Raw genomic sequence first — 17,169 nt, forward strand, 5'->3', positions numbered from 1 at the left:
GCGCTTGCTGGTAAGCTTACCAGCAGGTGCCTTTTTGAAGAAGGAGGCAACCATGAAAATCGAACGGCAAAAACGCATCGAAGGAACGACAATCAGTGGGATTATTGAAAATGGCGGCTACCATTTTACCCATGTAGAAATCTATCAGGATGGGCTGATTAATGCGTGGGATCTAGAAGATCTGAACAGCATGGAGACGAGGCTTCAAGAGCCAAGGCTGCAAGTAGTCACAGAAGTTCCGCCTGGCAAGTTGTTGAGTATTTTCGGGCTTGGCAGCTATCAGATTCTTTCGGCCAATTGGGCACACACGCCTGCAAGCTATTTGGAACTGATCAAAGCAAAAGTAGCAGAACTGAATCCGCGTCTGGAAAATCTGTACACGTTTAGTGAGGAAGAGCGCGCCTTGTGGAAAGAACGTAAAATAGGGCTTTCCGCGAAAAGTAAAGTCTATCATGAAATTCCCGGCTGGTTCTACGACACGGAAGTTGGGGAAGCGATTCCGTTCTTTTTCAAAAAGGATGACGAAAACTATCTAGTGCGGGTGGCTGTTTTTAAAAGCGGACTCGTACAGGTCGCTTGTTCGGCGTTTGAATGGACACTGGATATCGCGGAAGTAAAGACGCGTTTCCATGCCGGAGATTTCTTTACCGAATTTCAGGAGCCGCTAGTCGTGCATCTTGGCGAGCTTGGAGTAGCGACGATTGGTCATCCAGAACATCACTACCCAATCGAGCTGGAAGACAAAATCGAAGAGCTGTTCATGGCACATGAACGGCTGAATGGCAAGGACCGTTTTCAAATATGCCGAGATGCCTATCACGCGTATTTAGAGTATCCGGAAGATTTCTACCGCGAAGAACTGCGCAAGGCTTATTTGGCGATTCCAGAGCACGAGCGGATGTATTTGGGCGATATGGACTCAAAGGATGGCGACTATCGGCGTATTTTATTCAGCGATGAGAAACGGGAAGTTTGAACAATAACTCATTTTTCGTTCTTTCTAGCGGACAATATGATAAAATAAAGGATATAGCAAAAACAGAAAGGATGAGTCCTTGATGGCTTCCAATCAATTGCAACTTGTTATTATTACCGGAATGAGCGGTGCAGGAAAAACTGTCGCCATGCAGTCCCTTGAAGATCTGGGCTACTTTTGTGTCGACAATCTGCCGCCATCCTTACTGCCAAAATTTTGGGAACTGATGAAAGAATCCGGCAAGATGAACCGGATCGCGCTGGTTATGGATCTGCGTGGTCGGGAATTTTTCGACTCGATTCAGTCCGCCCTTGATGAACTTGACAATACTTCTTTTATAACAACTAAAATTCTGTTTCTTGATGCCGATGATCAGGTGCTGGTTTCGCGCTACAAAGAAACCAGACGGCACCATCCACTGGCTCCGACCGGCTCAATCACAGAGGGCATCGAGGCTGAGCGGGAAATGCTGAGCGATCTGAAAGGCCGAGCACAACTGGTCATCAATACATCGAGCCTCAAGCCGCGTGAGCTCAGGGAACGAATCAACCGGGAATTTAAGACTTCTGAACGGGAAGTTTTCAATGTGCAGGTCATGTCATTCGGTTTCAAATACGGCCTGCCGATCGACGCAGATCTCGTTTTTGACGTCCGCTTCCTGCCGAATCCGCACTACATCGACAAGATGCGTCCGCTGACAGGCCGCGACCAGGAAGTCTATGATTATGTGATGAAATGGCCGGAAACACAAGAGTTTTTGGACAAAGTAGTCGACCTGCTGCTCTTCACATTGCCGTATTATAAGCGGGAGGGCAAGACGCAGCTGTTGGTTGCGATTGGCTGTACAGGCGGTCAGCATCGTTCGGTTGCACTGACAGAATATATCGGCAAAACGCTTCAAAATAAATATGAGACCGGCATTAGTCACCGGGACATGAAGCGGAGAAAGGAAAGCTGATATGGAAAGAGAAAATCGGCCAAATATCGTTGTCATTGGCGGGGGAACCGGCCTTCCAGTCGTCCTGCGGGGACTGAAAAAACGGGATGTCAATTTGACGGCGATTGTAACAGTGGCAGATGATGGTGGCAGTTCAGGCAAGATCCGTGAGCAAATGGACGTCCTGCCGCCTGGTGATATTCGTAATGTCATGGTTGCTCTATCCAATGCCGACCCGCGGCTAAGCGACCTTTTTCAATATCGTTTTACCGTCGATGGCGATCTTTCGGGACATGTCATCGGCAATCTCATTCTGACCGCACTCTCGCAGCTGAACGATAGCTATGTGGATGCGATCGATGTCTTGTCAAAAGTCTTTCGGATACGCGGTAAAGTCATTCCAGCAACCGACCAGCCGCTAATCCTGCGCGCCCGAATGGAAGACGGTACGATTGTAACTGGTGAGTCGATCATTCCGCTTCAGGGCAAGCATATCGACCGAGTCTTTATTGAGCCGAGCGATGTTAAACCGCTTGATACGGCCATTGAAGCAATTAAAAATGCCGACCTAATCTCGATTGGACCGGGCAGTCTGTATACCAGCTTGCTACCAAACCTGCTTGTGAAGGACCTGGCCCAGGCGCTAATTGCTTCAAGCGCACCGAAAGTCTATATCACCAATATTTTAACGCAGATCGGAGAAACAGATGATTTCAGCGATGCCGATCATGTGCAGGCGCTGCACGATCATGTTGGCCGACCTTTTATTGATAAAATGTTTGTCAATACGGCAGAGGTGCCGCGCGCGCTTCTGTTTCCAGATGATATCGCGCAAGTCACACATGATGCGGAGAAAATCAAAAAGCTGGGCGTAGAAGCGGTCTATGCGGACTTCTTGTCAACTGAAAATCGACTAGTGCGTCATGATGCGACCAAGGTGGCAGATGCCCTGCTTTCGATGATCGCCAAGTAAAGAATGAATGGAGCGTGGTCTGATGTCATTTGCCTCGGAAACAAAAAAAGAACTGACAAATATGGAAGTAACCGATGCCGAAGCGAAAGCGGAACTATCTGCTTTTATTCGGATGAATGGGGCAATTTCTTTCTCAAACGGCCTGCTGGTAACAGATGTCCAAACAGAGAACGCGGCCATAGCAAGACGCATGTACCAGCTGCTCAAGCGACTGTACGATGTGCCGATCGAGCTCCTAGTACGCAAAAAAATGAAACTGAAAAAAAATAATGTCTATATCGTGCGGCTGAAAGTACAGGCCAAGCCAATCTTAGAGGATTTGCACATCATTGGCGAGGGCTTCACATTCACCAAATCGATCGACCGCGGCTTTGTCAAAAAACGCAGTGCCAAGCGTGCCTATCTACGCGGTGCCTTTCTAGCCAGCGGATCGGTTAATAATCCGGAAACCTCTTCTTACCATCTCGAAATTTTTTCCGTTTATGAAGAGCATAACGAGGCCATCTGTGCACTGCTCAATCAATTCGATTTGAATGCGCGAATTCTCGAACGAAAAAACGGCTTTATCACCTACTTGAAGGAAGCGGAAAAGATTACGGAGTTTCTAAGTATCATTGGTGCCACAACAGCCCTGCTTCACTTTGAAGATGTGCGGATCATGCGTGACATGCGCAACTCGGTCAATCGGCTGGTCAACTGCGAGACGGCCAATCTGAACAAAACGATCAACGCGGCTGTTCGTCAAATCGACAATATCCGCTTTATTCAGCAGACGGTCGGCCTGGAATCTCTGCCCGAGCGACTTCGTGAAATTGCAGAACTCCGGATCACCTATGAAGATGTTTCACTGAAAGAATTGGGCGAAATGATACCCGGTGGTGCGATCAGTAAATCAGGCATCAACCACCGACTTCGCAAGATCGACCAGCTGGCAGAGCGGCTTAGAAACGGCGAATCGCCCCAACAGATTGGACTTAAGGTTCCACAAAATTAAGATAAAGGATGCGAATTTTGATGTCGAAATTATTTTCCAGCTATCAATTACAGGATGTGACTTTGAAAAACCGAATCGTGATGTCCCCAATGTGCATGTATTCAGCCGAAAAGGAAGACGGAATTGCCACAGACTTCCATTTGGCACACTATGTATCTCGGGCAGCCGGTGGGACAGGACTTGTTCTGCTAGAAGCAACAGCGGTTCAGGAAAACGGCCGGATTTCCACGAAGGATTTAGGCATCTGGCGTGATGAGCAGGTGCCCGCACTGAAACGAATCACAGACGGTGTCCATGCACATGGTGCCAAAGTCGGCATTCAACTTGCCCATGCTGGCCGCAAAGCAGAGCTGGCTGGAAAAATCGTTGCGCCATCGAGTCTTGCTTATAGTGAAGATTACAGCACGCCGGAAGCACTGACGACAGAAGAAATCAAAGAAGTGGTAGCAGATTTCCGAAGAGCGGCTTACCGGGCGGCAGAAGCAGGCTTTGATGTGATCGAACTGCATGCGGCACACGGCTATCTGCTGCATGAATTCCTATCACCAATTACCAATCGCAGGGAAGATGCATACGGAGGCCCAGCCGGCAATCGTTATCGCATCGTCAGCGAAATTATCAAAGCGGTGCGAGAAGTCTGGGACGGCCCAGTAATCGTGCGCGTCTCAGCAACCGATTATGCACACGGCGGTCTGCAAGCGGTGGACTATGTGCCATTTGCCAAATGGATGAAAGCGGACGGTGTGGACCTGATCGACGTCAGCAGTGGCGGTCTGGTTCCCGTTGTTCCAACCAGCTATCCGGGCTATCAGGTACCATTTGCCGAACAGATCCGTACTGGCGCTGGGATTGCCACAGGCGCAGTTGGCATGATCACAAGCGGTGCCCAAGCAGAAGAAATACTGGGCAACGGTCGAGCAGACTTGATCATAGTAGGCCGCGAATTGTTGCGTAACCCTTACTTTGCCAAAGATGCCGCACTGGAACTCGGCGAAAAAATCGAAGCGCCTGAACAGTATCGCAGAGCTTGGCGTTAAAAAGCAATTGATTAAAAAAGTTTGCTAGGAGACTGAAAAACAAAAGAACCTAAAAGCAGGTAACAGAGCCATCATTTAAAAAATGGCGTGTGCTTGATTTTAGGTTCTTTTTTCATTTTTCTCTATATAATGACCACTTGATCCAGCTGTAAAACTGAAATATAAAAAAATATATGATGGAATGGCATGTTTCATTTTTTTTGTGTGAACAGCCATTTTTTGTTGTATAAGAAGGTGTATAGGGCTTTTTCATCTATAAATCAATCAGTATAAAAAACAATTCGTTCAAATAATGTTCACAATGATTGTTATATTAGTATTTTTAAGGACATTTCAAGATGGTGTTCGGTAGTATAATGATAATTATAAGATCAAATGATAAATTGTTAAATAAATGAAGGAGATTTATGATGAAAATTTCAAAATTAATCATTTTCCCATCGATGTTAGTCGTTTCTTTATTAAATCCTATGGCCAGTTTTGCAGATGAGATAGATACCGAACAAGGTGAGAATGTTGAGACAATACAACAACCAGAACAAGGTGCCACAGATGAGCGTACAGCTTCTACTGGGAACCTTAAGGAAAGCACACAAACGTTTAATGACTATTTTCCAGATGATAACTTAGCGGATTCTGTGGCCGCTACATTGGGAATGCAACCAACAGATCCAATTGACTTGGAAGAATTGAGCAAAATGAAGTTTTTAGATTGCGCTGATTCAAATATTTCTGATATGAGTGGATTGGAGTATTTACCTAATCTAAATACACTTTTTTGTTATAATAATCAACTGACGACCTTGGATGTCAGTCAGAATCCTAATATGACGCATCTGAAATGTTCAGGCAATTCACTGACAAACTTAAATGTAAGTCAGGCATCAAATTTGAGTGAACTTTACTGTTATGATAATCAATTGACCAGCATAGATGTTAGTCAGAATCCCAAGTTGACTAATTTTTACTGTTATAATAATCCACTAACGACCTTGGATGTCAGTCAAAATCCTAATTTGAGTGATTTGTACTGTTCAGATAATTTGCTAACGGCCTTGGATGTCAGCCAAAATCCTGATTTAAGTGAGTTTCAATGTTTTAACAATTCGCTGACGACCTTAGATGTCAGTCAGAATCCTAATTTAAATGATCTTAACTGCGCAAATAATTTGTTGACAACCATGGATATAAGCCAGAATCCTAAAATGGAAAATTTCTACTGTGGAAATAACCAATTGACGAACCTAGACGTGACTCATAACCCAAGTTTGACTGACATTGACTGCTCGGGTAATTTACTGACAACCTTGGATGTCAGCCAGAATCCCGATTTAGGCTATCTTAAATGTTCAAGTAATTTACTGCCAAGCTTAGATATAAGCCAGAATCCAGATATCAAATATCTTTACTGTTCTAATAATCAAATCCAAGACTTTTCCTTTATGAATTTAATTGATCCCTATATGTCTAGTGCAGGCAATCAACAGGTTATGGCTGAAAAGCAAATGTGTGAAGGCGGCGCCTTAACTGTTCCAGTTAGTGAGGATTTGAAAGATGAGACGGGGGCTTCGATGAATATTTCTGTGCCAGATGGGGGTGTCTATGATGCAGCGACAAATACCATTACGTGGACAGGTTTAGACGAGTCAGGAACTGTCCAGTATGATTTTGTTTCAGACAGTGGACTATGTTCGGGAACGGTCACAGTGCCTTATCAGCAAACGGAAGCAGTCACTCTTTCAGCTGATAATGAAATCACCTATAATGTCTCAGATAAAATATCCGAACAAGCATTTTTACAAGATATTCACGCAACAACCGAAGACGGGAATCAATTATCGAGTGATTTTGAAACAGTGGTTGATTTTTCAACGCCAGGAGATTATCAAGTAACCCTGACAGCCAGCAACCAAGAGGGAACAAAATCTGTTGATAAGAAAATGACCGTGCATATTGTCAAACCTAAATCAAATCATACAGATCAGGTCGTGCCAAGTAATCAGGATGCGACGGATCAAACAGTGAACGATGATTCAGGAAAAGCGAAGCGAGTAAATGCTGATAAAACAACGTCTGATCAAACAGTCGATTCTAAAACGACAACTACGCAAAATGCCACAAAAGTAAACCAAGAAGATCGAGCTACTTTGCCCAATACAGGGGATCAATCCATGTGGGGATGGGTATTAATAGGCGGCATAATCGTTGCCGCTGGATATTCTCTCTTGAGAAAGAAAAAAGTTTCTAAATAGCTTGTGTCGAAAAACGTCTTTTCCAAATGGAGAAAAGGCGTTTTTTGCATGGCGAAATTTAAAAATAGCTTTGCACAATCAAAATAGGACCAGAACGACGTTTTCCGTCATTCTGGCCCGCGTATTAATCAGCATATGTCCACTTGAATTCGTCTACTATCTGCTTGCCACGCTCTGTCAGCTGAATCTGATTTTTTGAATGGCTGATGAGGGCTTGTTTTTCAAGTTTCACAAGCATTTTCGTAACAGAAGAGGGCGAAACAGCTAACTTTTGGGCAATATCTGTATTGCGAATGGAGAGGTGGTCTTTTTCCAGCGTGTCGATAGCCAGTAAATAAAAGATATCATGCGTCTGCCTGACCATTTGTAGCACACCTTATTTTGAAAGGCCTTCTGCAATTTTATCTAGATTCCATTTCATCATTGCATAATAACTGTCTCCATTTTCTCCTTTTTCAGCCACCGAATCTGTGAAAATTTTTGCGTAAATGGGGATGCCTGTATCTTTGGAAACAGATTTCATCGGCCGCTCGTCTACACTGCTTTCAACAAACAGGGAGGGAACATGAGTGGCTCTTAATTTCTCGACAAGGCTGGTAATTTGGCCGGGAGTGCCTTCTTCCTCGGTGTTGATTTCCCAGATATAGGCAGACGGCACATTGTAGGCTTTCGAGAAATATTTGAAGCAGCCTTCACTAGTGACAATCATTTTTTTGTCAGCAGGAATCGCGCCGAATTTATTTTTGGCTTCTTTGTCAAGCGTGGCTAATTTTTCCACATAGGTATTTAGGTTTTTCTTGTAAAAATCCTTATTTTCCGGGTCTTTTGCAGAAAGCTGTTTTTCGATATTCTGAGCGTAGATGATTCCATTTTCAAGGTTCAACCAGGCATGTGGATCTTCTTTGCCTTTTTCATCAGCCCCTTCAAGGTAAATGACCTCCACACCGTCGCTTGCTGCAAAATAGTCTTTATTTTCCTTTTTATCAGCGTTTTTGACGAGCTTTGTAAACCAGGCATTGCCGCCAGTCTCCAAATTGATCCCGTTATAAAAAATCAAATCGGCTTGAGAGGTTTTTTTCACATCTTCGGGAAGCGGCTCGTATTCATGCGGATCCTTTCCAACTGGAACAATGCTGTGCAGGTTGATTTTATCTTGAGCGATATTTTGTGTCATATCCGCCAAAATGGAGTTGGTGACGACGACATTCAGCTTGCCGTTTTCTTTCTCGGAGGCCGTATCATTAGACGAACAAGCCCCTAGAATAAGCAGCAGTAATAAAGCTGGAACAATCCCTTTTAAAAATTTTATCATTTACTATAAACCTTCTTTCTTAAAAAATTTTGTTTAGGCGAGAGAAAGAAACTAATCAGGAAGAATGTAGCGGAGGTCAGAACGATGCTGGAACCGGCAGCAATATTGAAGCTGTAGCCAATAAACAAGCCTAGCAAAGAGGAGAGGGCGCCGAGGCTAGCAGATAAAAACATCATCGTTTTCAAGCTATTGGCGTAAAGATAGGCGGTTGCAGCGGGGGTGATCAGCATGGCGACAATCAAGATGGTTCCAACGCTTTGCATGGCTGTAACGGCGACCAGCGTCAGCAGGATCATCAGCAAGTAATGGTAAAAATTGACTTTCATGCCCAATGCTTTGGCCATCAGCGGGTCGAATGAAGTGATCAACAATTCTTTGAAAAAAATCACGATGATCAGTAGAACAAAAATTGAGACACCGATCGTAATATATTTATCGATATCCTGCACAGCCAGAATGTTCCCAAACAGGATATGAAAGAGGTCAGTCGAGCTGTTGGCGACACCAATCAGGATAACGCCCAGTGCCAGAAACGAACTGAATGTAATGCCAATCGCCGTGTCACCTTTGATCACGCTGTTGCTTTTAATATAGGTAATGATGACCGAAGCGAAAAGCCCGAAAATAATCGCCCCAATAAAGAAATTCAGCCCCAATATGAACGAGATGGCCACACCGGGCAGAACCGCATGAGAAATGGCGTCTCCCATCAGCGACATTCCCCGAAGAATGATGAAACAGCCGACCGTTCCAGAAACAATCCCAATCACCAAAGCGGTAATCAGTGCATTTTGTAAAAAGTGAAAATTCTGTAATCCGTCAATAAAATTTGCGAGCATTTAGTCATTCCCCCCGTCCACAAATATATTTTCTCCATAAGCCTGAAGCAGCGACTCCTTCTGAAAGACCCGTTCCGTGGGCCCAACTGCGACGAGCTGCTTGTTCAAAATGACCAGCTGATCGAAATACTGTCCCACTTTGCTGAGGTCATGATGGACGATTAGAATCGTTTTTCCGGCATTCTTTAACTGGCGGAGCGTCTGCATAATGATCTGCTCGCTAATGGAATCAATCCCGACAAACGGTTCATCTAAAAAGATGAAATCTGCCTTTTGGACGAGGCAGCGGGCTAGGAGGACGCGCTGGAATTGACCGCCGGACAGTTCGCTGATTTGTCTATTTATAAACGCCTCCATGCGGACCGTTCGCAGAGCACGTTCAACATCCGCCCAGTTGGAGCGCTTCAACCTTCTGAAAAGGCCGACTGCTGGATAGGTCCCAAGCGAGACGCATTCCTTGACAGTTATCGGGAAGGTAAAGTCAATGGCACTTTTTTGCTCGACATAGGCCACCCGTTTGAGCCATTTTTTAGTAGCATCCCCATTGATGAAAATTTCTCCTGTATGAGGTGTAATCTTTAAAATGGCTTTCAGTAAAGTAGACTTGCCAGCGCCATTTGGCCCAATAATCCCAGTAATAGTCGGTCCCTGTAAAGAGAAATTAATATCCTCCAGCGCCATGACATGATTTTGATACGCGACATGAACATTTCTACATATAATCATAAAAATCACCTTTTTTATGCAAATAAAGCAAAATAGTCCCTTTCTAATTGATAATAGTAATTATTTCGATTTACACCCAAGAAGTATGATCATGGGGCAATATCCATCACTTTGATGAGCGAAAATCAGCTTGCGCAAGCGGATACTCAATGGAGTGGTTTTTCTGTAATTTTACTATATATAAAAAAGTTTCCCTTGTCAAACTTTTTTTATTAGAAGAAACAATAAGCGAGACCTGTTGTGAATTAGACGCATAGGGAATTCCTTTATGCGTAAGCGTTTATCGGATATTCACTCAAAAAATCCTTACAGTATGAATATCGAATGATGATTTTTATGAAATGTCACAAAATTGTTGGATTTATCTGTTGAAATCAACTATTTTTGATTGAATTCGTATGATATTATAAAATTCGGCCATTAGAAGGGAGCGAAATCACATTAAATTTTCAAAAGTAGCACTTATTATTAGCTTGCTTATTGTCGCATGTTCGCCTGCAGTTTTCGCAGAGGATACCACGAATCAACCAGAGAGCAATGCGAGCAGTCAAGCACAAGAAAATCAACAAACAACAAATACAGAATCAATCCATACGGAAAAACCTCTCTTGAAAAATGAGGAATCGGTGGATGCGTGGATGCCGGATCCAGTTTTACAGCAAGCAGTTGCGCAAAAATTGCAGATTGCTGATCCTGCCAGTATCACAAAGGATGACATGAAAAGACTCACATCGTTGTCTTTTACAGAAGATCAGCAAGCCTTGAGTTCTTTACAGGGGTTGGAATATGCGGAAAACTTCTATTATCTCTACATTCCCAAAAGCCAAGTCAAAAGCATCGAACCGCTCGCCAATCTGAAAAAAATGTCGGTTTTATATATCATGTATTCGCAGGTGGCGGATATTGAGCCGTTACGCGGTTTGAGTGAGATGAGAAATCTTCATTTGGATGCCAATCCGATTGCAGATTATTCGCCGATTGCCTCTTTAACCAAATTGCAGGAGTTCGGGTGCCGATACAACAACATTCAGGATGCGTCATTTCTGAGCCATTCACCAGGGCTTAAATTTGTGTACCTATGGGAGAATAAAATCAGTGATGTCTCTTTCATTCAAAATTTGGACCAGCTGCAGGTTTTGGAATTAAGCTATAATCAGCTTGATGACAATGCCCTGCCCCTTATTGCGCAAAAATCACAGCTGATCCGATTGTATCTTAGCGGAAATGAACTGACCACAACGGCAGGTTTGGATCAACTGACGCTGCTGCAAAATTTGACATTGAATAAAAATCATATTCGTGACCTATCACCACTTGGCGGATTGCCGAATTTGATCAATGCAGATGCGCGTTTTCAAACAATCACCCTGGATGAAGTCACTGCATCTGAAAGCTTTTGGCAAACCAGTCCAGTGATAAATGCGGCCGGAGCAACAGTTCCCATCGCACCAGCAGCTGAAAATGAAGCTATAGGAACGCCTCAGGATGCGAATATTCTATGGACGGATTTAGAGGACGCGGGACAGGTCACTTCTACATGGGATGATCCGTCACTTGGCAGTAAGTTCTACTTCTCAGGGACGATTACCCAAGGCTACAAACGGCAACAGGAAGCGGCGCCAGTGACCGTCAAATTTGAAGACGAAGCGGGCAACAGTTTGGCAGATGCGCAGATTCTGACGGGGAAAATGGGAGAGACCTATCAGACGACAGCTAAAAGCATATCTGGCTGGCGTTTGAAAGAGACACCAAGCAACGCCGCCGGACAATTTTCAGCAGAGCCTCAAGAAGTCATTTATCTTTATGAAAAAGAGGCGCCTGCACCAGAAGATCAAGATTCCGATCAGGAAACCCCATCTGATGATCAGAAGCCGGCATCAGTCGACCAGCAGAAACCTACAGGTGCCGCAGCTTCAGTGGTCAAGCAGGCCAATGAGCAGCCAAGCAAGCCGCTAGCACAGATAAACAAGTCATTGCCGAAAACGGGCGATCAACAAAATTCGCTTAGTTGGATTCTAGGCAGTGTACTAATTCTCACTTGCGGTGTCTGGTTGAGAAAACGTAGCTAAACAAAAAAGCCCTTGAAAGTGCTCGACACACTTTCAAGGGCTTTTAACATCTTATTTCAGGCTGTTCTTGCTGACGATGATGTCATCAATCAAGCCGTATTCTTTTGCTTGTGCGGCATCCATGAAGTTATCACGATCTGTATCACGCGAAATCACTTCAATTGGCTGACCAGTTTTTTCAGAAAGAATCGTGTTCATACGTTCTTTAATTTTCAAAATGTGACGAGCAGCAATCTCAATTTCAGTTGCCTGCCCTTGTGCGCCGCCAAGTGGTTGGTGAATCATGATTTCCGCATTCGGCAAAGCAAAACGTTTACCATCCGCACCAGCTGCTAGTAGGAAAGAACCCATGGAAGCAGCCATCCCCATGCCGATCGTTTGTACATCTGCTTTAACGAAATTCATTGTATCATAGATGGCCATACCAGCGGAAATGCTGCCGCCTGGAGAATTGATATAAAGGAAAATATCTTTTTCAGGATCCTGTGCATCAAGGAAAAGCAGTTGTGACACAATCGAATTGGCCACGTTGTCGTCAATCGCACTGCCAAGCATGATGATCCGATCTTTTAACAAACGGGAGTAAATATCATAAGCACGTTCACCGCGGCTTGTTTGTTCAATAACTGTAGGAATTAAATTCATAATCAAGAAACCTCCTGTGATTTTCAGTTTAAAAAGTGTATTCTCTTACTTACGTTGATTATATCATATAATATTGGTCAAAGTAGGTCAAATAAAAGAACTTTCCACCTTTTTCTGTATCCATTACCCCAGCTCTCGATTAGGTAATCCTACTTATGAAAATAATTGTTTATTTTTCGCGAAAATAAGTCATTTCCACATTGGATGGCAAGATAAGTAGTTCTTTCGGCTTATCAATATGGAGAAAAGTTAAAGTTTTCTTTAGAGATATTTACTTCAATATAATAATTGTTTTAATATAGAAATATAAAAAAACAACAGGAGGACAAATATTTGAAGAGAATAACTAAAATAGTGGGGTTTTTGCTTGTCATTGGAATTAGCTTATTTTGTATGAAAGTGGATGCATCGGCACATGGATATATTTCTAAACCAGCAAGCCGTGCCTATCTTGGCAATTTAGGCATCAATAAAAATGTAGGTTCCGTACAATGGGAGCCGCAAAGTATCGAAGCGGCAAAAGGGTTCCCGGCAGCAGGTCCGGCAGATGGACAAATTGCTGGCGGAGGAAAATATCCACTTTTGGATGAACAAACCGAGGATCGCTGGGTAAAAGTAGACATGCAGCCAGGTCTTAATACATTTGAGTGGACGCTGACGGCTCCGCATAGCACGGCAAGCTGGCAGTACTACATTACTAAAAAAGGCTGGGATCCGAATGCACCTCTAACGCGTGCAGAACTTGAGCCGCTTAAAACGATTCAGGATAATGGATCAAAACCAGGCACAAAAGTGGTTCAGCAAGTGGAAATTCCAGCTGACCGCTCTGGCTACTATGTAATTTTAGGCATTTGGAACATTGCAGATACAGCGAATGCTTTTTACCAAGTGATCGATGCGAATATTGTGAACGGAGACGGGGAGCAGCCGAGTGGAACAGATACCGAAGCGCCAACAGCTCCAAGTGAACTAACTTCAACTGCTCAAACTTTCCATTCCGTTCAATTAAGCTGGAAAAAGGCAGTCGACAACAAAGGGATTGCTGCTTACGAAATCTATCGTGATGGCAAAAAAGTCGGCGAATCGACGACAACAACATTTACAGACGAGCAACTGGCGGCCGATACGGCATACAGCTATCAAGTCTATGCACGTGACTTTGCGGGCAACCGTTCTGCAGCAAGTGAAGCATTGACGGTTCAAACGAAAGTGAAGCCGGCAGCTGATAACGTGGCACCAACTGCACCGACTCGACTAATGGCACACGCGAAAACGACTTCAACGGTTGATTTCTGCTGGCAACGTGCAACGGATAAGGTGCAGGTCGACCACTATGACATTTATCGAAATGGCACAAAAATCGCTTCCACAACGTCGAATATGTATCAGGACAAGGGGCTTAAAGCAGATACAAGCTACACCTACCAAGTGTTTGCTGTTGATACGTCAGGGAACCGCTCGGCAGGAAGTAATCAGATGACAGTTAAAACAGAGCCGAAATTAGAAGGCGTTTGGGCAGCTGATGAAACCTATCTAGCTGGCGATACAGTCACTTTTAATGGGAAAAGCTACCGGGCAAAATGGTGGACAAAGGGCAATAATCCAGAAACCAGTGATGTCTGGCAGCTGATCAGCAAGGATATTCCAGATTGGAATTCGACAAAAGCCTATAGCGGCGGAGATAAAGTTCGCTACAATGGCAAGCTTTACCAAGCAAAATGGTGGAACAAAAATGTCCGTCCATCCGGCGCTTCTGAATGGAAAGAAATTCAAGAATAAATCGATGAAAGTCCACACTGTAAACAGGAAAATGGTTTGCAGTGTGGGCTTTTTCTGTTGCGGGAATTTTCTGCCAATATAAAGATACACCGAAAAACAACAGAGATAGGATAGAAGTATTGTTTTTCCAGAAAGCTACTTGTTTTATAATGTAAGCGATAACAAAGAGAGGAGTTTCGATTATGTTGTTTTCACGAAAGCAGTATCTATGGATTGTGCTGGGCTGTGTGGTTGCCCTCATTCTTTTCAGTTTTATTGATTTACCGGTTTCAAAAGCCATTGCAAATCCAGACCCAGCAGCGCGACCGTTTTGTCAATTTATGTATATTTTTGGTGAAATGGCCTCCAGTCTATTTTTGCTGATCGGTTCCGTGATCTTTTTCCGGGCAGCTCAATATAAAAATCATCCAATATTACGGATTTGGAATGCCTTTTTCACGATTATAACCTTTTTGCTGGCTGTATTTATGGCAGCAATGATGATTAATTTTCGGGTGGAAAGCTTGTCGAACACAACACTATCCACGATTTTTATTGTAATCATTCTGGCTGCTGCTTGGATTTTGTGCGATCGACTATGGCTTTTAAAAAAAGAGAAGGCAGAGATTCTTCGACTTGAGCGAGTAGCCTATCTGCTGATTGTATATTCCGTTCTGCTAAATGTCATCATCAATGTCATTAAACCAATCTGGGGACGCGTACGTTTTCGCGATTTGCTACCAGACTACAGCAATTTTTCCCCTTGGTATTTGATTCAAGGTGTGGCGGGCGCGGCTTCATTCCCATCCGGTCACGCGGCGAATGCAATCAGTATGATCGGACTGGCGCTCTATGTTGATCCATCCAAACCATCGCGCGTGAAGAAAGTCTTTTATTTCGGCGTGATCTGGGGGCTAACAGTTGCAATCAGCCGCGTATTCTTCGGGGCGCATTACTTGTCTGACATTACGATGGGCATCTTGATTTCCATCAGCCTCTATGTTTTCTTGTGTTGGGTCTTTCGATTAAAAGAATATCATGCCGGACTTAAGCTCTAGCAACAGAACTCTTTTTTATAAAAAAACCACCGAGGGTACTTGTATTTAAACGATTTTTCAAGTATAATAACTTCTTGTACGGTGAAATTTTTCCCGTTACTTGATAGGCCCTCGTGGTGCAACGGATAGCACGTGAGATTCCGGTTCTTAAAATGTGGGTTCGATTCCTGCCGAGGGCGCTTATTTAATAGCCAAAAACGCTGCCGTAGAGCCGTTTTTGGCTATTTTTTACTTTGGAAAGGCTGGGGGGAAGATGATGAAAAGTGTGCATGAGTTGATTGACCTGCTTCAGGCCTTAGAGAAGGAGATTGATTTTTTCACATTTACATGTGAACCAGTTGAGCCTGCCCAGATCACCCGGATTGAGCAGCAGTTTGGCATCACGATAAATGCTGATCTGAAAACGATTTTAACACATGTCGGCTGCACGACTTTTGGCTTCAATGATATGAGCTGGTCTTGGATCGAGGCATCCAATCAGCAGTGCCGGTTGGATTATCAGGATGCAGAAAGAAGCAGCCTTTTAAAGGACGGCTTTATATTTTCAGATGACGGCGCGGGCAATCAAATTGTCGTAAAGGAAGATGGTGCGTTGTTTCTTTTATACCATGATGAGCCGGGGTATGTGCAGATGGAAGGCACTATCCATTCGACTATCAATGATTTTTATGTATTTTTGCGTAATAAGCGCATTTGAAGGAGATGACGGATTTTTTGCATGGAAAAGTGATAAAATTAGAAGGCATGGAAGTGGATCTGACAAAACCCATTATCAATTTGGAAATAGCCGATCATTTTTTATGTGAAATGATGGAAAGGCCAGAAGTAGCCGAGTTTTTTTGTGAGCTCGATATTCATGAAGAAATGACAGCAGAAGAAGTACTGGATCAAGCCAATTATATACGAGAAAAATACTTGCAAGCAACGAAATGAAAAGAGGTTATTAACATGTTTATCATTGAATTGAGCTATACGGCTCCTTTGGAAAAAATCAATGCTTATCTGGAAGAGCATCGCCGCTTTTTGGATCATTATTATGAGAAGGGGCAATTTATCTGTTCAGGCAGAAAGGAGCCGCGGGATGGCGGGATTATTCTGGGACAGTTTTCTGCGCGTGAAGAGGTAGAAGCGGCTATCCAAATGGATCCTTTTCATAGAGAAGGACTTGCAACGTACCGGATTATTGAATTTTTACCAACGAAGGGCTTATTTTCCAGTGAAAGTTAAAATGTCCATTGGATAGAAAACAAGAAGTTGCGCGAGAAACCATCTGATAAAATGGTTTCTCGCGCAGCTTCTTTTTTATGTCTGTTTGCAACCTAAGTTACAAGTGGAGATTAAGTCATTAAACGTAAGGATATTTTTGCGAAATTTCTCTTTTATTATAGATGAAACTACAATATGAAATATATTTTTTATAATTTGCGGAATAATAGAATGAACCTTTAATAAAAAGAGAATAAGGCCAGGAGATGATATTTTTCCAAAATGAATTGTTGAAAAATCGCCATAAATTATTTTGAAATAAGTGTTCAATCAATACAATTATGAATGGAAAAAGCGCTATTATATTTTATGTTGGAAAAAATTCGG

The 17,169-nt window shown here is 43.4% G+C and carries 17 protein-coding genes and 1 tRNA gene; 13 read left to right on the forward strand and 5 right to left on the reverse strand.

Features of this window, described 5'->3' with window-relative positions:
* The first annotated feature begins 52 nt into the window (after positions 1-52).
* The 6 genes from CS921_RS07895 (at position 53) to CS921_RS07920 (ending at position 7,169) form a co-directional block, all read left to right on the forward strand.
* Positions 53-976, forward strand: coding sequence for a DUF7638 domain-containing protein (locus tag CS921_RS07895; RefSeq protein ID WP_099222674.1), 924 nt, complete (start codon positions 53-55; stop codon positions 974-976).
* A gap of 82 nt (positions 977-1,058) precedes the next feature.
* On the forward strand, positions 1,059-1,934 hold the full coding sequence (gene rapZ / locus CS921_RS07900; protein ID WP_099222675.1) for an RNase adapter RapZ: 876 nt from the start codon (positions 1,059-1,061) through the stop codon (positions 1,932-1,934).
* A 1-nt stretch (position 1,935) separates the two neighbouring features.
* A complete protein-coding gene (locus CS921_RS07905; protein ID WP_099222676.1) occupies positions 1,936-2,886 on the forward strand; it encodes a YvcK family protein in 951 nt (316 codons plus the stop codon).
* Between the two features lie 22 nt (positions 2,887-2,908).
* A complete protein-coding gene (gene whiA, locus CS921_RS07910) occupies positions 2,909-3,880 on the forward strand; it encodes a DNA-binding protein WhiA (RefSeq protein WP_099222677.1) in 972 nt (323 codons plus the stop codon).
* Between the two features lie 20 nt (positions 3,881-3,900).
* Positions 3,901-4,917, forward strand: a complete 1,017-nt coding sequence (gene namA / locus CS921_RS07915) for an NADPH dehydrogenase NamA (RefSeq protein WP_099222678.1) — start codon at positions 3,901-3,903, stop codon at positions 4,915-4,917.
* A 410-nt stretch (positions 4,918-5,327) separates the two neighbouring features.
* Entirely contained in the window at positions 5,328-7,169 is a 1,842-nt protein-coding gene (locus CS921_RS07920; protein ID WP_162921715.1) for a LapB repeat-containing protein, read from the forward strand.
* Positions 7,170-7,293: 124 nt separating this feature from the next.
* Here the strand turns inward: CS921_RS07920 and CS921_RS07925 are convergent, their stop codons facing one another.
* From CS921_RS07925 to CS921_RS07940, 4 genes are read right to left on the reverse strand one after another with little or no spacing between them, the layout of a single operon-like run.
* Positions 7,294-7,533, reverse strand: coding sequence for a metal-dependent transcriptional regulator (locus tag CS921_RS07925; RefSeq protein WP_099222680.1), 240 nt, complete (start codon positions 7,531-7,533; stop codon positions 7,294-7,296).
* 12 nt (positions 7,534-7,545) lie between these two features.
* Positions 7,546-8,481: a metal ABC transporter substrate-binding protein gene (locus CS921_RS07930; RefSeq protein ID WP_099222682.1), complete on the reverse strand. Its 936-nt coding sequence runs from the start codon at positions 8,479-8,481 to the stop codon at positions 7,546-7,548.
* On the reverse strand, positions 8,478-9,320 hold the full coding sequence (locus tag CS921_RS07935) for a metal ABC transporter permease (protein WP_099222684.1): 843 nt from the start codon (positions 9,318-9,320) through the stop codon (positions 8,478-8,480). The genes CS921_RS07930 and CS921_RS07935 overlap by 4 nt, the downstream gene beginning before the upstream one ends.
* Positions 9,321-10,046 (reverse strand): metal ABC transporter ATP-binding protein, encoded by a 726-nt coding sequence (locus CS921_RS07940; protein ID WP_099222686.1) that lies wholly within the window; start codon positions 10,044-10,046, stop codon positions 9,321-9,323. It lies immediately after the preceding gene.
* A 473-nt stretch (positions 10,047-10,519) separates the two neighbouring features.
* Here CS921_RS07940 and CS921_RS07945 point away from each other — a divergent pair, with 473 nt between their 5' ends.
* The gene (locus tag CS921_RS07945; RefSeq protein WP_099222688.1) at positions 10,520-12,115 is read left to right on the forward strand and encodes a MucBP domain-containing protein; all 1,596 of its coding nucleotides are present in this window, start codon (positions 10,520-10,522) and stop codon (positions 12,113-12,115) included.
* A 51-nt stretch (positions 12,116-12,166) separates the two neighbouring features.
* Here the strand turns inward: CS921_RS07945 and clpP are convergent, their stop codons facing one another.
* A complete protein-coding gene (gene clpP, locus CS921_RS07950; RefSeq protein WP_099222690.1) occupies positions 12,167-12,760 on the reverse strand; it encodes an ATP-dependent Clp endopeptidase proteolytic subunit ClpP in 594 nt (197 codons plus the stop codon).
* Positions 12,761-13,093: 333 nt separating this feature from the next.
* Between clpP and CS921_RS07955 the strand changes: the two genes are divergently transcribed.
* The 6 genes from CS921_RS07955 to CS921_RS07980 all read left to right on the forward strand — a co-directional run bounded on the left by CS921_RS07955 (position 13,094) and on the right by CS921_RS07980 (position 16,803).
* Complete coding sequence (locus tag CS921_RS07955; RefSeq protein WP_099222692.1) at positions 13,094-14,539, forward strand: lytic polysaccharide monooxygenase; 1,446 nt, start codon at positions 13,094-13,096, stop codon at positions 14,537-14,539.
* Between the two features lie 182 nt (positions 14,540-14,721).
* Positions 14,722-15,576, forward strand: coding sequence for a phosphatase PAP2 family protein (locus tag CS921_RS07960; RefSeq protein ID WP_099222694.1), 855 nt, complete (start codon positions 14,722-14,724; stop codon positions 15,574-15,576).
* A 107-nt stretch (positions 15,577-15,683) separates the two neighbouring features.
* Positions 15,684-15,755 (forward strand) — tRNA-Arg (locus tag CS921_RS07965).
* 77 nt (positions 15,756-15,832) lie between these two features.
* On the forward strand, positions 15,833-16,273 hold the full coding sequence (locus CS921_RS07970; RefSeq protein WP_099222696.1) for an SMI1/KNR4 family protein: 441 nt from the start codon (positions 15,833-15,835) through the stop codon (positions 16,271-16,273).
* Positions 16,274-16,290: 17 nt separating this feature from the next.
* Complete coding sequence (locus CS921_RS07975) at positions 16,291-16,509, forward strand: hypothetical protein (RefSeq protein WP_099222698.1); 219 nt, start codon at positions 16,291-16,293, stop codon at positions 16,507-16,509.
* Positions 16,510-16,524: 15 nt separating this feature from the next.
* Positions 16,525-16,803, forward strand: coding sequence for a YciI family protein (locus tag CS921_RS07980; protein ID WP_099222700.1), 279 nt, complete (start codon positions 16,525-16,527; stop codon positions 16,801-16,803).
* Positions 16,804-17,169: the final 366 nt, after the last annotated feature.

Origin of the sequence: Listeria costaricensis, assembly GCF_900183385.1 — a bacterium.
Classification (GTDB): domain Bacteria; phylum Bacillota; class Bacilli; order Lactobacillales; family Listeriaceae; genus Listeria; species Listeria costaricensis.

What these genes read in the sequence shown, in the direction of transcription:
- CS921_RS07895 (WP_099222674.1), top strand. Translation starts at nt 53, where the DNA reads ATGAAAATCGAACGGCAAAAACGCATCGAAGGAACGACAATCAGTGGG.
- rapZ (WP_099222675.1), top strand. Translation starts at nt 1,059, where the DNA reads ATGGCTTCCAATCAATTGCAACTTGTTATTATTACCGGAATGAGCGGT.
- CS921_RS07905 (WP_099222676.1), top strand. Translation starts at nt 1,936, where the DNA reads ATGGAAAGAGAAAATCGGCCAAATATCGTTGTCATTGGCGGGGGAACC.
- whiA (WP_099222677.1), top strand. Translation starts at nt 2,909, where the DNA reads ATGTCATTTGCCTCGGAAACAAAAAAAGAACTGACAAATATGGAAGTA.
- namA (WP_099222678.1), top strand. Translation starts at nt 3,901, where the DNA reads ATGTCGAAATTATTTTCCAGCTATCAATTACAGGATGTGACTTTGAAA.
- CS921_RS07920 (WP_162921715.1), top strand. Translation starts at nt 5,328, where the DNA reads ATGAAAATTTCAAAATTAATCATTTTCCCATCGATGTTAGTCGTTTCT.
- CS921_RS07925 (WP_099222680.1), bottom strand. Translation starts at nt 7,533, where the DNA reads ATGGTCAGGCAGACGCATGATATCTTTTATTTACTGGCTATCGACACG.
- CS921_RS07930 (WP_099222682.1), bottom strand. Translation starts at nt 8,481, where the DNA reads ATGATAAAATTTTTAAAAGGGATTGTTCCAGCTTTATTACTGCTGCTT.
- CS921_RS07935 (WP_099222684.1), bottom strand. Translation starts at nt 9,320, where the DNA reads ATGCTCGCAAATTTTATTGACGGATTACAGAATTTTCACTTTTTACAA.
- CS921_RS07940 (WP_099222686.1), bottom strand. Translation starts at nt 10,046, where the DNA reads ATGATTATATGTAGAAATGTTCATGTCGCGTATCAAAATCATGTCATG.
- clpP (WP_099222690.1), bottom strand. Translation starts at nt 12,760, where the DNA reads ATGAATTTAATTCCTACAGTTATTGAACAAACAAGCCGCGGTGAACGT.
- CS921_RS07960 (WP_099222694.1), top strand. Translation starts at nt 14,722, where the DNA reads ATGTTGTTTTCACGAAAGCAGTATCTATGGATTGTGCTGGGCTGTGTG.
- CS921_RS07970 (WP_099222696.1), top strand. Translation starts at nt 15,833, where the DNA reads ATGAAAAGTGTGCATGAGTTGATTGACCTGCTTCAGGCCTTAGAGAAG.
- CS921_RS07980 (WP_099222700.1), top strand. Translation starts at nt 16,525, where the DNA reads ATGTTTATCATTGAATTGAGCTATACGGCTCCTTTGGAAAAAATCAAT.